The following is a 14928-nucleotide window of genomic DNA, read 5'->3' on the forward strand; positions in this document are numbered from 1 at the left end:
GACCATTTATAAATGGTCTCCTTTTTTTGTATCTATGTAAAAGTGCAATGCTTTCGTATGGTCTCAATTACATAGAGTAGTATTCTTTTTTACGCTCTTCTTGAGGGATATTGCGAGCCTCGTCCCACATTTCATGAACTTGTTCTTCAGTGAGTTGGAACTCCTTAGCAATATCTTTGAAAAAGATATTGAGGGTTTCCTTGTCATTAGGATGTTTGGTTACGATGCGCACAGGTATCTTAAAGCTACATAGGGTCAAAGCATTGAACGATTCCTCCCAGGCGAAGGCATTGCGATGCTGATTGCCTTTCATCTTATCTTTTGGTGTTGCAAAGCGAACAAAGTGATATACAAGGTCGAAAGCTACATAGCTCTCACGCACTCCAATAAAGTTTTCGGCTTTTTGGGTAGCAGGATTGTTGAAGTAGCCCTTGAAGCCGATGTTGGCGTTAGAGAGTTCTACTTTTTCGTCGTCATCGTGTCTTAGAGTACCAGCGTGTGCATGGTCTCCATGGTCATGATCGTGGTCTCCGTGGTCGTGGTCATGATCTCCATGATGATGTCCATTCTTTTTTCCGAACATAAGATGCTCTGGATTGGTGTCTCTATATACAAATCCGCTCATCATCATCTCTAACGACTTGTTGAGTGTAGCACCTTCTTGTGCTTGTCCTGGGGTATATTGACGCACATTTTCTGCTGTCAAGAAGAACTGGAAGAGGTCTTTTTTGTCATTTGCAGTATAGTAGCCATTCAAACGCTTGTTGTCACGATCCGAGAAAACAATCTCCGAAGACCACACACGATTGGCTATTAGGCGGATAGGCTCATTGCTTAGAGGCTTATAGCTTTTGCCATCAGCTTGCAATTCGAGAGTTACGAGAGCTTTGTTTTTGAGTGGGAAAGCGACTTGCGATAGGGTAGCATCGGCATGAAATAGCGAGCCATGCATGTGTCCACCTCGCATTTGTAGCTCGATTTTTTGAGGCATAATTCCTTCCACCTTGTTTGTAATCTCTTTTTTCTTACAAGAAGAAAAGGAGAGCGCTACGCTTGTCGTGAGCGCAAGCATAAAAATGATTTTCTTCATAATCAAATATAAATTGTATTGAGTAAATAGTAGTTTATTCCTGTACTATAATAGGTATTTGTAAATCTATATCAGTAACTCCTAAGAGGTGTTCGCCCGGTTCGTCAAAAGGATAGTAGCTACCCTCCTTGCTCTTTTTAGTAGCGGGAGGTACTACGTGTACCAGTTGGGTGCGCAAGTTAAAGTCCGTGTAGGCAAGCTCTTCTTTGAGGCGAAGCACTCCTTCAAATCCGATGGGTTGTCGCTCTCCGCCGGAAGGAGCAACATCCATATACTTGTAAATGACTTGGCTTGCTATTTTGGAAGGATACTTTTGAGAAGTATTTTTCAATCGAGTGCATACGAAGAAAAATTGATGCATAGATGCCTGTTCGGGGGTCAAGTATTGTGCATTGAGACGCACCTTGGCTTTGTTGTAGAAGTTTATATTTACCTTGTACCATTGGTTCTTTGCCAAGCGGATAGGTTCGGGCTTACGGATAGTACCATCGCTATCGTCGGTGGTAATGGTGTAGCTGAGAGTTTCTCCTCCAGAAGGGGTAAATCGTTCGGCATAGAGCGTTGTGGTGTCTTGTGCTGTACCTGGGGTAAAGAGAACTTCGATACTCCAAGGGAATTCGTGCCCTCTTTCCTCGACATGGTTCTTTACTTCAGGGGCTTTACATGCCAAGAAAAGGAGCGAAAATAGGCTTCCCCAAAGAAGGGAGGCAAGATGCTTTCTATTCATATCTATTGTTTGTTGGTTTATTCTTGTTATAGCGTGTAGCTATAGAGAGTTGCACATCTCTGCCCTTTTCATGGGCATAGTAACGAAATCGGTTGGTGTATTCTTTATAGAGTCGGTTGAGGAGATTTTCTCCCTTTAATCGTACCTCCAATAAGCCTTTACCTATGGGAAAAGAGGCTCCTACAGAAGCTCCGAAAAGATGATAGGCAGGAGGTGTTTGAGGAATGAAATCTATATCGGGGTCAAAGCGTGTTTGTTGCGTTACGTAGAGATGTTGGAGTGCAAAAGATAGCTCTCGAATGTTTTTTAGTGATAGGGTAGGGCGCCAATCGATGCGTTGTGAATAGCGATCCGAGGGGATGTAGGGAAAGAACCCTCTGGTCTCTCGGTTGATAGCTCTTATCCACTGTCCTTCTACATGATAGCTTATGCCTTTCCAAGGTTCGAGGGTTAGACTCATATCGCCTCCATAAAATAGGGCATTGGCCTGTCGATAGCGAAATACGGGAAAGACTCCTGCAATCAATTCTTTTACTTCGGCTTTACCCGTAGAGGTATCTTTTTGAGGAGCGTCATAGATGTAATTTTTTACCCATTGTGCAAAAAAACTCGTCGTGAGCGAGAGGAAGCCAGTATTGTAGTTAAGCTCATTGTTCCACTTCCAAGCGGCTTCGGGAGCAAGGTTCGGGTCTCCTATTTCGTAGGAGGCGGCTCCGTGATGTAGGCCATTGCTGTAAAGTTCGTTTACATCGGGTGCTCTCCATGCTAACCCTAAATTGCTGCTAAAAGAGGCTCTGTCGCCCAAGCGTCTCATTGCAGATAGTGAGAAAGAAGGACTCTTAAATGTACTTTCACCCCCATAGAAGCGACCTAAGTTATCATATCCTTTGGCGTCGAGATACTTATAGTCATAGCGCACCCCTACTTCCAACTCATAAAGGCGTTGGATATACTTGGTTATGGCATACCCTCCTATCGAAAAAGAACCGTAATTGGGGATGAGAGGTACAGCTCCAGTATCGTTACGATTGGCATTTTGCTGGAAATTGAGAGAAGTACCTACTATGAAGCGTAAAGGGATATGCTTGTCTGACTCCCAGCTTAAATGTCCCGAATGGGTCGTTAGGAAGAGACCCATCGAGGGAGCATGCTGGAAGCGACCAGGGCGATTTTCAAACTCGTCACGAGCATTACTCTGTACGTCATATTGCATACGTATCAAGCCTTTTATGCCCATGGAGTACTCTCCAGAAAGACGCCCAATAAGGTGAAGTACTTCTTGCTTGGGGTGTTTGATAGCGTAGGAAGCTGGTACGGTGTGCATAGGACGTCCCTTTTCAAAACGAGCCAAAAGGTCGTCCAGAGTGCCGATATGCGCTCCATAGAATACTCCCAGCTGTGCATAGTATAGGCTGGCAAAAGCATCTATGGAAAAGGTGGGGCGTTTGAGTCCAATAGCTATTGTAGAGCCAGCTTCGCGAACCCCTGTGTTATTTAATACATATTCTGCTGTTTGGTAGTCTCCTGCGTAGAGCGAAGAGGCTTGCAAACGCCACTTTAGTCCATCAATAGGTTTATAACCTCCGTAAGTATCGGCATTTATGCCCCAACTTCGAGCGTTGGAGGCTCCTTGTAACGAGAGTTTCCCTCCCCATTGACTTTCTTCCGGTAGGGTAGCAGTGTTCATTAGTATTACCCCTCCTATGGCACCAGCTCCGTAGCGGATAGATTCAGCTCCCTTAATAACTTCCATGTCGGTTACCGAGGAGGCATCTACCTCGGGCGCATGGTCGGCACCCCACTGTTGCCCCTCTTGGCGCACCCCATTGTTGATAAGTAGTATCCTGCTACTGTGCATGCCTTGAATAACGGGTTTCATGATGGTAGCTCCACTGCTGATGCTACTCATCCCCGGTACTTGTTGGAGGATTTGTGCTAAGTTTTTACCCACATTCTCTTTGAGTTGCGCCTGACTCATACGTACCGAGACTGTGGTTCGCTCGCGCTTTCTTTTATCAGTGGTAACGACGACTTCGTCGAGGACTACATTCTGTAAATAGAGGGTAAGAGGGGCATTGCCCACTTCGTCATAGGTAAGCTCTTTTTGTAATTCTTGGTAGCCCACGGCATGTACCATAAGGTGTGCTTTACGCCCCGAGGGCCATTGGAGGTAGGCTATACCTTGTGGATTGGTGATTGTATGATACTCTTCTATACGCACTACAGCTCCTGGGATAGCTCTTGGGTGTGTGCTTCCAAGATGACTATTTCCAGCTGTTTGCTTACTTTGCTCTGAGCAAAGAGGGTATGAGGTGCCAGCAAAAGCAATAGAAGAGAAGCAAGGCATTTGGCGTACGGCATCAGTGTATTATATAGGCGTCTCATGACGGGTTTCGGGCGGTGGCGGTAAATAATAGGTGGAGTTTTGTTCTCTTTGAGACTATTATATACAGGTTTCTTTGGTCGATTTTCGATACATCTCTTTCGTAAGAACTAAAACAAAGATAGATGATTTTTGGGCTTTTTGCAAATGGTAATTATAAAGTTGAGGTTTTGAAATCTCTTTTAGCTCTTTATAATAAAGGATTTTCCTGTTTTTGAAAAAGAACTTTTTTTATTGCTTTTGTTCTTGTAGAGCAATACTTTCTTTAGTCTGAATTCGATATTTTATCCTCTTTTCCTACCTCTCTGAAAGGGTAAAAGATCGTGGAAAAGTGGTAGAGTAAGTGGACGAGAATTGTAATGGGCAGATAGCTTCCTGACACTACCTTTAGCCCCAACATTTCAAACCCTCTGTGTCTATTTTTTAACCATCCGAGCAAACTCTTGAAACCCTCCGTGTAAACTTCCAAAAGGGTTAATCCTTTTGTTCCTGACCTTTATACCTTTTGTTACTTTTGAGAATAGTCTTTTGTATAGCCCTCTCGTCATCGAAATCGTCCCGCATAGAGAAAATGTATATCTTTGGAGTGCGGAAAAACGAGAAGAGTTTTGCTACATCCCCCGACACAAATTATGAATGTACGCATCGAAGAGAGTTGGAAACGAGTCTTGTCCAAGGAGTTCGAGAAGTTTTACTTTACTGCCTTGACCGACTTTGTGCGTCAAAGTTATACCACGGGTAGGGTCTATCCGCCTGCCAAGTATATCTTTAGGGCTTTCGATGCTTGTCCGTTCGATAAGGTGCGAGTGGTTATATTGGGGCAAGATCCTTATCACGAGCCAGGGCAAGCTGAGGGATTGGCGTTCTCCGTGCCTGAGGGTATTACTATTCCACCCAGTTTGCGTAACATACTCAAGGAGGTCGAAACCGATTTGGGTCGCCCCTCTATCATTCGTTCGGGGCATTTGGGACCGTGGGTAGAGCAGGGAGTGCTCTTACTTAACGCCACGCTCACAGTGGCTGCGCATAGTGCTGCATCGCATCAAAATAGAGGTTGGGAAACCTTTACCGATGCTGCCATAGAGGCGCTCGCCAAGCAGCGAGAAGGTCTTGTTTTTATGCTTTGGGGGAGTTCGGCTCGGCGCAAAGCAGCGATGATATCGAGCAGTAAGCACGCTATACTCGAGGCACCTCACCCATCGCCTCTGTCGGCTTCGCGTGGCTTTATCGGTTGCAAGCATTTTAGCAAGGCGAACAAATATCTCATAGCACAGGGCAAAGAGCCTATCAATTGGTAACTTTCGTGCGCCCTCTGTCCGTTTCTCCCATCTGCAGGGGCTAATAGAGGGGAGACAGGGGGTTATACATCAGAGGATATATTTTCGATTTTTAACCGAAAAGGTTTATCTTTGTTCTGTTATAGGTGTCCCGTAATTCGGTGATGGTCTTTAACTTTTTTCTGAGGTGTACCACTTGTTAGAACAAGAAAGATGAACGAAATCAATAATAACAATCCGTTAGAAACTGCCAAAGAGGAGAAACGCTCCTTAAACTTCGTAGAGCAGATTGTGGAAAAAGATTTAGCAGAAGGAGTCAATGATGGTCGTGTGCAGACACGTTTTCCACCAGAACCTAACGGCTATCTGCACATAGGTCATGCCAAGGCGATATGTATTGATTTCGGAATGGCTCAGAAGTATAATGGGGTCTGCAATCTTCGTTTTGATGATACCAATCCGACAAAGGAAGATGTTGAGTATGTCGATGCCATTGTCGAGGATATACATTGGCTCGGCTTTCAATATGGAGCTATTTACTACGCATCGGATTATTTCGAAGATTTGTATGCTTTTGCCGAACGTTTGATTATGGAGGGGCATGCTTATGTAGACGAACAGAGCGCCGAAGAGATTGCTCAGCAGAAGGGTACGCCCACACAAGCAGGTGTCGATAGCCCTTATCGCAATCGTCCCAAAGAGGAGAGCTTGGACCTCTTCCGCAGGATGAATGCAGGCGAATTTGAAGAGGGAGCTATGACTTTACGTGCCAAGATAGATATGGCATCGTCCAATATGCACTTCCGTGACCCTATTATCTACCGTATTATCAAGCATCCTCACCACCGTACAGGTACGCAGTGGAAGGTGTATCCGATGTATGATTTTGCACATGGACAGAGCGACTTCTTCGAGGGTGTAACGCACTCGATTTGTACGTTGGAGTTTGTTCCTCATCGTCCGCTTTATGACTATTTCATAGACCTTCTTAAGGATAAGGATAGCCATTATCGTCCTCGTCAGTATGAGTTTAATAGATTGAACCTTACTTACACTATGATGAGCAAGCGTAAGCTGCTGCAGTTGGTCAAAGAGGGATTGGTGAATGGATGGGACGACCCCCGTATGCCCACTATATGTGGTTATCGCCGTAGAGGTTATACTCCTAAGGCTATCCGCAATTTTATTGATAGCATCGGCTATACGAAGTACGATGGAATGATCGATGTGGCACTCCTTGAGCATGCCGTGCGTGAGGACTTGAACAAAGAGGCTATTCGTGTTTCGGCTGTTTTAGACCCTATTCGTTTGGTAATAACTAACTATCCCGAAGACCAAGTGGAGTACTTCGATGCAGTCAATAATCCTGAAAATGAAGCCGATGGTACACACTCTATCGCTTTCTCACGGGAGCTGTGGATAGAGCGAGAAGACTTTATGGAAGAGGCTCCAAAGAAGTATTTCCGCCTAACCCCAGGCAATGAGGTGCGTTTGAAGAATGCCTATATAATACGATGCACAGGCTGCAAGAAAGATGAAGCGGGTAATGTGCTCGAAGTATATGCCGAGTATGACCCCGATACTCGTAGCGGATTGCCAGGAAGTAACCGTAAGGTAAAGGGTACGATACATTGGCTCTCTACCCAGCATTCAATAGATGCCGAAGTGAGACTCTATGACCGTCTTTTTGTAGACGAAGACCCCTCTTCGGTGGAAGGCAAGACATTACAAGAGATGCTCAATCCTAATTCGCTACAAGTGATTTCCAACGCAAAAGTAGAAGAGTACCTACAAGGGGCTTCTGAGGGAGATAAATTCCAGTTCCAACGTACGGGCTACTTTGTGGTAGACAAGGATAGTACTAAAGAGCACTTGGTGTTTAACCGTACCGTATCGCTCAAAGATACGTGGAGTAAGATTGTCGCCAAGCACTAAGCTGTTGTAACCCTCACAACTCTTTATCGTTATGCAGGCTTTTATAGCGTGGTATTTATCGCATATTAATTACCTGACAATTTTTCTCTTGATGACTATCGAGAGTAGTTTCATTCCCTTCCCGAGCGAGGTCGTAGTGCCTCCTGCTGCCTATTTGGCAGCTCAGGGAGAGTTGAACGGAAGTCTTGTTTTGTTAGTTTCCACATTGGGAGCTCTTTGTGGGGCTGTGATCAACTATTTCCTCGCTTTATGGTTGGGGCGTCCGTTGGTACATGCTTTCGTTCGTAGTCGTCTGGGACGCGTTTTGCTCTTGAGTGAAGAGAAGTTGGTACGTGCCGAACACTATTTCGACCGCAAGGGAGCTGTCTCTACCCTCATAGGGCGGTTGTTGCCCGGTATCAGGCAGTTGATTTCTATACCCGCAGGTTTGGCTCGTATGCGCCTCTTATCGTTTATGCTCTATACGACGTTAGGAGCAGGGGTGTGGAATGTTATTCTCTACATCTTGGGTTACTCAGTATCCAAAATACCTGGTATAGAGACCAAAGAGCAGTTAATCGAAAAGGTGACGGTATATAGTCACCAGATAAGCATCGTTATCCTTATCCTTTTTCACCTTATTATTATACCATTGGTACTAACTAAGGTGTACAAAAAGAGGAAAAATAGAAAACAAACTATTGTGCCTTCTAAAGATGACTCTCCAACAACTTGAATACCTCTTAGCTTTGGACAGACATAGACAGTTTGCCAAAGCAGCTGCCGCTTGCGACATAACGCAACCGACACTTAGCACTATGATTCAACGGCTCGAAGAGGAGCTGGGCGTTACTCTTTTCGACCGTACCCAACAGAGGCCTACTGAGATAGGGCTTAAAGTAATCGATCAAGCCAAATGTATCCTACAAGAGGCATCGCAGATTAGAAGTATCATTGACGAAGAAAAGCATACTATACAGGGTACTTTTACTCTGGCGGTGTTGCCTACCATAGCGCCCTATTTGCTCCCTATGGTATTGCCTAAGTGGAGGACCAGCTTTAAGGATTTAGAGCTTAGAATTGTCGAAATGAAAACGAGCGACTGTCTGAAGGCCATTGCCGACCGTACCATAGATATGGCCATTATAGCCTCCGATCCTGAACACACAGATATTCGTTATTCGCAGCTTTATTTTGAAGAATTTTTAGGCTATGTATCTCGCAACGAAAAGATATACCGCTCTTCAGTGGTACGCACAGCCGAGGTAGACGCTCAGCGTATGTGGTTGCTTGATGAGGGACATTGCTTTAGAGATCAATTGGTACGTTTCTGCCAGTTAAAGTCTCAAAGCAAAGCGAAGTTGACCTATTCAGAGGGTAACCTTCTTTCCTTTATGCATCTCGTAGAGGCTGGGCAGGGACTTACCTTTATACCGAAGTTGGCAGAGCGCTATCTTGATACAAATCAACGTACGCTAATACGACCCTTTGCAATACCACGTCCCGTGAGAGGCATTTATCTTGCTTATAGAAGAGATTTTGTACGCCAGTCTATCTTGGCACTTTTCGAGGAGAGCATCCAAAGCTCCGTACCCCGAGAGATGCTCTCTATAAGCCCAGAGCAGATGTTGGCTAAGTAAAAATAGCTCCTGAGAGATAGTTAGAACCTGTCTTTCAGGAGTTTTCTATACACTCCACTATGGGAAGTAGGAAAAAGTACACACCACATAACCACAATAACATGAAAGCTTTTTTTCGACTCTTCCAACTCACTCCGAGAAGAGCCTATTTGCTTATGGCTCTCCTCTGCTGGCTACCTACTTGGATTATAGTACTCTCGGACAAGCAAACTTCGGAAAGTATCTTCCTTAGCTCTGCTCTTTTGGTCTTGGCAGCTCTATGTGTAGGGATGTTAGGGGCTATTGGAGGGCGCATTGCTCCTATCTTAGGGGCTGTTTGGCTTCTTTTCTTTCCAGCAGAAGTAGCTTCGTATGTCTTGGCGGGAGAGCCTGTTTCTTTTGGTTTGGTACAAGCTACATTTCAGACCAATTCGGGAGAATTGATGGAACTCTTCGGGCTTTATATCGTGATTGCAGCGATTACTTTACTTTATTGGTTTATGTACTATTGGGCTTTTTTGGTATGGAAAAAGCGACCTATTGTACTCTCTGCCAAAATTCGCTCTGCCATTGCCGTGGCTTTCTTTCTTTTCTTAGGAGCAGTTGCGGTACAGATGTATAAGCTCCCCAATAAGCGTTCCACCGTGGCATTCAAACTCGACTTTGCAGTTACCTATACGGCATCCAAGCTCTGCAAGGTATTCCCGATAGATATTCTTTATAATACGGGGCGTTACATATCGGTGCGTCGGGAGGAGAGGTTCTACTCCAAGCAGATTGGTGATGGTGCTTTTGAGATAACTTCTTCTCCTATTACGGAGCAAATGCCTGCATCGGAATATCCAATTGTAGTATTTATTATCGGAGAGACGGGCAATGTGTCGCACTGGCAACTCTATGGCTACGAACGCACGACTACTCCTCTTTTGGCGCAGAGGGAGCGTATGATTATTTTTTCGGATGTACTCTCGACAGCGACACTTACCTCTATTGCCGTGCCTATGATGATAAGTAGGTCTACACCGCACGACTTCAAACGTTGGCAACATGAGGGCAGTTTGATTCATTTGTTTAATAAGGCGGGTTTTTTGACCGCATGGCTGGGCAATCAAGCCTCGAACTTTGCCATTGTTCGTGCTTCTTCCAACAAGGTAGATTATTACTTTAATACGGGTAAAGATGTCGAGAATTTGGTCTCTTATGATACTGTCATGCTCGCTCCTCTGGATGATTATTTGACCTCTGTTGTAGAGCGCAAACAGCCGGCTTGTATCGTGATGCATACCATGGGAAGCCACTTCCGCTACGATGCTCGCTATCCCATCGAGTTTGAATGCTTTACTCCTACTACTCGTAGCTATAAAACTACTAATAGCGTGCTTCATCCCTCTAATCACAAAGCCCTTATCAATAGTTACGATAATTCCATTCTTTATACCGATTTCTTCCTTAATGAAGTTGCAAAACGCATTGATGCACTCGACCGACCAGCCCTCTTTCTCTATGCTCCCGACCATGGTGAAGGATTAGGAGAGATAGACCCTCGAGCTCTGTTGCATGGGTCGGAACACCCTTTGAGAGATGAGCTTCAAATCCCCCTCATTATCGTGTATAACAAAGCCTATGAAAGGCTTAATGCTCCGCTCGTTCGGACTTTGCAGGAGAAACGAAATACCCCTATTAGCATAGTCGATATACCTCCTTTGTTGGTACGACTTTCGGGTATTGCTTCGCCCGACTTTCCTATCTCGGTGGCAGATACTACCTATCGCCCTCGCAAGCGTTACTATTTGAGTCCTAATCTAAAGGTGCGCTCGGCAGACGATACACTGCATTAAAGATATAGAACGAGATGCTTGTAACGACCGAAATAATACGTAATTTTGCACTGTCCTTTTGAAAGGCGTAATATAGTACTAATCAATCAAGCGTAATGAAAAATATTCTCATTATCGGCTCTACCGGTCAGATCGGTTCAGAGCTTGCTCTGAAGTTGAGGGAAACATATCCCTCTGGTAATGTTGTAGCAGGATACATTCCTGGGGCTGAGCCAAAGGAGCGTTGGCAGAGACTGGTCCTTGCGAAGTGGTAGATATTACCAATGCGCAACAAATAGCAGAAGTTGTAGATAAGTATAAGGTAGATACGATTTACAACCTTGCCGCACTTCTTAGTGCCGTAGCAGAAGCGAAGCCTCAACTCGCGTGGCACATCGGTTTGGGCGGACTTTTCAATGTTTTGGAAGTAGCTCGTGAGAAGAAGTGTGCCGTATTTACTCCCAGCTCTATTGGAGCTTTTGGAGAAGATACTCCTAAGGACAAGACCCCTCAAGATACTATTCAACGCCCTAAGACAATGTATGGGGTAACCAAAGTAGCAGGAGAGTTGCTCAGCGACTATTACTTCAAACGTTTCGGAGTAGATACTCGTTCGGTACGTTTCCCTGGGCTTATTTCTAACGTTACGCTACCCGGTGGTGGTACTACCGATTATGCGGTGGATATTTACTATGCAGCGGTAAAAGAGGGACGCTTTGTATGTCCTATCAAGGAGGGTACTTACATGGATATGATGTATATGCCCGATGCGCTTCGTGCTTGTATCGAATTGATGGAAGCAGACCCTACACGTTTGGTACACCGTAATTCATTCAACATCGCATCTATGAGCTTTGAACCCAGTCAGATTGCTGCTGCGGTGAAGAAGTTAATACCTAATTTCGAGATGACTTACGATGTAGACCCTCTTCGTCAAGGTATTGCCGAGTCTTGGCCTAACTCTTTGGATGATAGTTGCGCCCGTGCTGAGTGGGATTGGAAGCCACAGTACGATATGGACTCTATGAGCGAAGATATGATTCGCATCCTCAAAGAGCGTTACGGCAAATAAGTATTGATTGCTTTTCTTTCTCTCCTTCGGGGGTAGAAAAGAGCTACTAATAAACCCCTTGTTCTATGGTTGTAGAGCAAGGGGTATTTTTATAAGTGGGTGGTTAGAGGTCTTTTGGGAACTCTCTTCCCGAGAGTACTTTGTCTTCCTATTGTGAGAGCGAGGGATACCCTTCGAGAGGGCGGAAGTAGGGTTCTCTTTTGCTGAACCTATTCAGCCATGCTGGGCGTTACTCTTAATAGAAGAAGTGGGGGAATAGCTCCGTAAAATCGCCCTCCGTTGCCAAGGCAAACGTAAAAATCAAGTAAAGTGCGGAGAAGATAAAGCCGAAGATAGCTCCGAAAACGATGAGTCCGAGTGCTCTTTTGCTCTTTCTTTTTGCCTCTTGATAATCGCCTCTACGGTAGGCAGACTGCACTCCTGCCGAGCTGATAATGGCGAAGATGCCCAAGATTTGACAGCAAAATAGCGTGATGAGCACCGACCAAACCAAATAGGAGGGAGGGCAGGGTTCCTTATACTCTTCTACTATGAAATCTCTCTGTGCCGAGGGAGATGTATAGGAGGGTGGAGGAGTGGTGGGCTGAGGTCTCAAGTGTCGTGCCACTTCGAATACCTGCGAGGCTTTTTTCCAATCGGGCATACCCTCTGTCCATATTGGAGTGTCGAGGGTAATATCTCTTTTCAAAAGTTCCTCTAAAGTAAAGGGGCCCTGCTGTTGTTCATGCAGAATGCAGTAGTATAATTTATCCATAGGTCGGTAGCGACTAATCATTTGTCATTGTTCTTTTGAGCCTATTGCTTGGAAGGATGTGTGTCCTTTTTTCTATCCCAATGGTGGTAAGCCCTTAAAGTATTATAATTTTATTTCGTAAAGGTATATCTTTTTGTTGCAATAGAGATGTGTGCCAGAAGAAAAGGCAATAGAAAAAGGTCTTATCAGAAGAAGATATTATTCTCTTGATAAGACCTTATGAATAGGTATCGTATAGCTTGTTAGAAGTGCCTTTGGGGCAGGGAGAACCAAAGGTATAATCCTTCAGAGAGTTTGCACGGAAGGTTTTGCAAGTTTGCACGGAGGGTTTTGTGCAAAAGGGTCTATGCTTTTTCAAGAAACCATAGACCCTTTTGAGTGAAAGCATAGACCCTTTTGAAACGAAGGATTAAACCCTTGAGAACTTTTATTGCTGCCCTTGCTCCACCTCTGTGGAAACTTCTCGCCCTAAGAGTGTGGCAGACGTGGCTTCGAGTACCTCTACCTGTACGAAGCTACCGATGCGTGCCTTGACTTTGGGGAATACCACTACCTTGTTTTGCGAGGTACGTCCAAAAAGTTCGTTGGGCGACTTTTTGCTCACCCCCTCCACGAGTACCTCAAATTGCTTGCCTATATCGCTCTTGTTGGAGCTAAGGCTCAATTCGTTTTGTAGAGCAATCATTTCGTTAAGACGTCGTAGTTTGGTCTCTTCGGGTACATCGTCTTCGAGATATTTCGCTGCGTAAGTGCCAGGTCGTTCACTGTATTTGAACATGAAGGCAGAGTCGAAGTGTACCCTACGCATAATGTCGAGCGTCTCTTGGAAATCCTCTTCCGTCTCTCCACAGAAGCCACAAAAGGCGTCCGTTCCTATGGCACAGTCGGGCATAGCCTTGTGGATGGCAGCTACTCTATCGAGATACCATTCGCGAGTGTAGCTTCTCTTCATGAGTTTCAGTATCCGATTGCTACCGCTCTGTACAGGCAGGTGGATGTGCTTGCAGATGTTGGGGTAGCGCGCCATTATAGCGATGGTCTTGTCGCTCATATCCTTGGGGTGGGGCGAAGTGAAGCGGATGCGCATCTTGGGGGCACGCTCTGCTACGGCTTGCAGTAGGTCGGCAAAGTCGAAGAGGGTACCATCTTCCTGTTTGATTTGATACGAATTGACATTCTGCCCGAGGAGTGTTACTTCTCGATAGCCCAATTGTACCATGTGATCTATTTCTCGGAGTATGCTCTCTACCTCTCGGCTACGCTCGTGCCCACGTGTGTAGGGTACTATGCAGTAGGTGCAGTAGTTGTCGCACCCACGCATAATGGAGACAAAGCCCGTGATGTGAAGCCCTTCCATCTTGAGGGGGATAACATCGCGGTAGGTCTCGGTGCGTGAAAGCTCTATGTTCATCGCTTTTTGCCCCATTTCTACAGCAGCAAATAGGTTGGGTAGGTCGGCATAGGCATCAGGCCCCGCCACAATATCTACACCATGATTGTCAATAAGATCTTGGCGTACTCGTTCTGCCATGCAACCTAAAACCCCTATTATAGAGGGGTGTTTGTGTTTGCGACGGCAAGCATTATAGTATTCCAAGCGGTTAAGTACTTTCTTCTCGGCATTGTCTCGTACCGAACAGGTATTGATTAGCAAGGCATCTGCTTGCTCGGGCGAGTCTGTTATCTCGTAGCCCGCCATCTCCATGATAGCAGCTACTACTTCAGAGTCGGCTACGTTCATTTGACAACCATAGGTTTCTATGTGTACTTTCCGTGATATATTTTTGCTTTCTGTGGGTTGCATTTTATGTAATCTTGTTTTAATCGGCTCGTTTGTATGGGTGGATAGATAAAATATTATCTAAAATGTTTTTTGTAATATCAAATTAATTGTATATATTTGTAGTGAATAATAGGACTTTTCATAAGTTAAGGTTTTGGTTATGTTGGGAGGGGTGAGCTGAGAAGTTCGCCCTTTCTGTGTGTAGAGGGCATTGCGTAGGAGTGTTTGCCACAGTAGGCAAAAGAAGACCCCCCATGTTTTTATGAGGCACTGGGTACGCTGTAAACATCTCTTTGAACATTCTCTGCATTTTATTCCTTTACTACCAACCTATATTTCCTATAAAAGGTTCGGTAAAAAACATCCTTTTAGATAAGGATACTTTGATGAATACTTCGTATCTTTGGGTGTCCATACTCGGTACAAAAGTACAAAAGAGAATGTGAACTATTTAGAACAGAGACATGGCGCCTCTTAATACAAAATATTCAT

10 protein-coding genes and 1 pseudogene are annotated in these 14928 nt (G+C 45.0%); 6 read left to right on the plus strand and 5 right to left on the minus strand.

The features are described from left to right. Positions 1–67: 67 nt before the first annotated feature. The 3 genes from JCM15907_RS06145 to JCM15907_RS11090 are packed head-to-tail and all read right to left on the minus strand — an operon-like array spanning position 68 to position 4164. Positions 68–1090 carry a hypothetical protein gene (locus tag JCM15907_RS06145; protein ID WP_025843136.1) on the minus strand — a complete coding sequence of 341 codons (1023 nt, stop codon included), beginning with the start codon at positions 1088–1090 and terminating at the stop codon, positions 68–70. Positions 1091–1124: 34 nt separating this feature from the next. Then, positions 1125–1817: a hypothetical protein gene (locus tag JCM15907_RS06150; RefSeq protein ID WP_025843137.1), complete on the minus strand. Its 693-nt coding sequence runs from the start codon at positions 1815–1817 to the stop codon at positions 1125–1127. Beyond that, a complete protein-coding gene (locus JCM15907_RS11090; RefSeq protein ID WP_025843138.1) occupies positions 1810–4164 on the minus strand; it encodes a TonB-dependent receptor in 2355 nt (784 codons plus the stop codon). The genes JCM15907_RS06150 and JCM15907_RS11090 overlap by 8 nt, the downstream gene beginning before the upstream one ends. 665 nt (positions 4165–4829) lie before the next feature. Between JCM15907_RS11090 and ung the strand changes: the two genes are divergently transcribed. The 6 genes and pseudogenes from ung to JCM15907_RS11095 all read left to right on the plus strand — a co-directional run bounded on the left by ung (position 4830) and on the right by JCM15907_RS11095 (position 11899). Further along, positions 4830–5498 carry a uracil-DNA glycosylase gene (gene ung, locus JCM15907_RS06160; protein WP_199897231.1) on the plus strand — a complete coding sequence of 223 codons (669 nt, stop codon included), beginning with the start codon at positions 4830–4832 and terminating at the stop codon, positions 5496–5498. A gap of 192 nt (positions 5499–5690) precedes the next feature. Next, a complete protein-coding gene (locus JCM15907_RS06165; protein WP_025843140.1) occupies positions 5691–7412 on the plus strand; it encodes a glutamine--tRNA ligase/YqeY domain fusion protein in 1722 nt (573 codons plus the stop codon). Between the two features lie 31 nt (positions 7413–7443). Then, complete coding sequence (locus JCM15907_RS06170; protein ID WP_025843141.1) at positions 7444–8127, plus strand: DedA family protein; 684 nt, start codon at positions 7444–7446, stop codon at positions 8125–8127. After that, positions 8108–9031, plus strand: a complete 924-nt coding sequence (locus JCM15907_RS06175; RefSeq protein ID WP_025843142.1) for a hydrogen peroxide-inducible genes activator — start codon at positions 8108–8110, stop codon at positions 9029–9031. Before JCM15907_RS06170 ends, JCM15907_RS06175 begins: the two co-directional genes overlap by 20 nt. Before the next feature lie 101 nt (positions 9032–9132). Continuing rightward, positions 9133–10848 carry a phosphoethanolamine transferase gene (locus JCM15907_RS06180; RefSeq protein WP_025843143.1) on the plus strand — a complete coding sequence of 572 codons (1716 nt, stop codon included), beginning with the start codon at positions 9133–9135 and terminating at the stop codon, positions 10846–10848. Between the two features lie 95 nt (positions 10849–10943). Continuing rightward, positions 10944–11899: pseudogene (locus tag JCM15907_RS11095) on the plus strand (NAD-dependent epimerase/dehydratase family protein). A 235-nt stretch (positions 11900–12134) separates the two neighbouring features. Here the strand turns inward: JCM15907_RS11095 and JCM15907_RS11100 are convergent. After that, positions 12135–12674 carry a CD225/dispanin family protein gene (locus JCM15907_RS11100; protein ID WP_025843144.1) on the minus strand — a complete coding sequence of 180 codons (540 nt, stop codon included), beginning with the start codon at positions 12672–12674 and terminating at the stop codon, positions 12135–12137. Between the two features lie 406 nt (positions 12675–13080). Beyond that, positions 13081–14457: a tRNA (N6-isopentenyl adenosine(37)-C2)-methylthiotransferase MiaB gene (gene miaB / locus JCM15907_RS06200; RefSeq protein ID WP_025843145.1), complete on the minus strand. Its 1377-nt coding sequence runs from the start codon at positions 14455–14457 to the stop codon at positions 13081–13083. Positions 14458–14928 lie beyond the last annotated feature (471 nt).

The sequence above is a fragment of the Porphyromonas gingivicanis JCM 15907 genome, assembly GCF_000614585.1.
Classification (GTDB): domain Bacteria; phylum Bacteroidota; class Bacteroidia; order Bacteroidales; family Porphyromonadaceae; genus Porphyromonas; species Porphyromonas gingivicanis.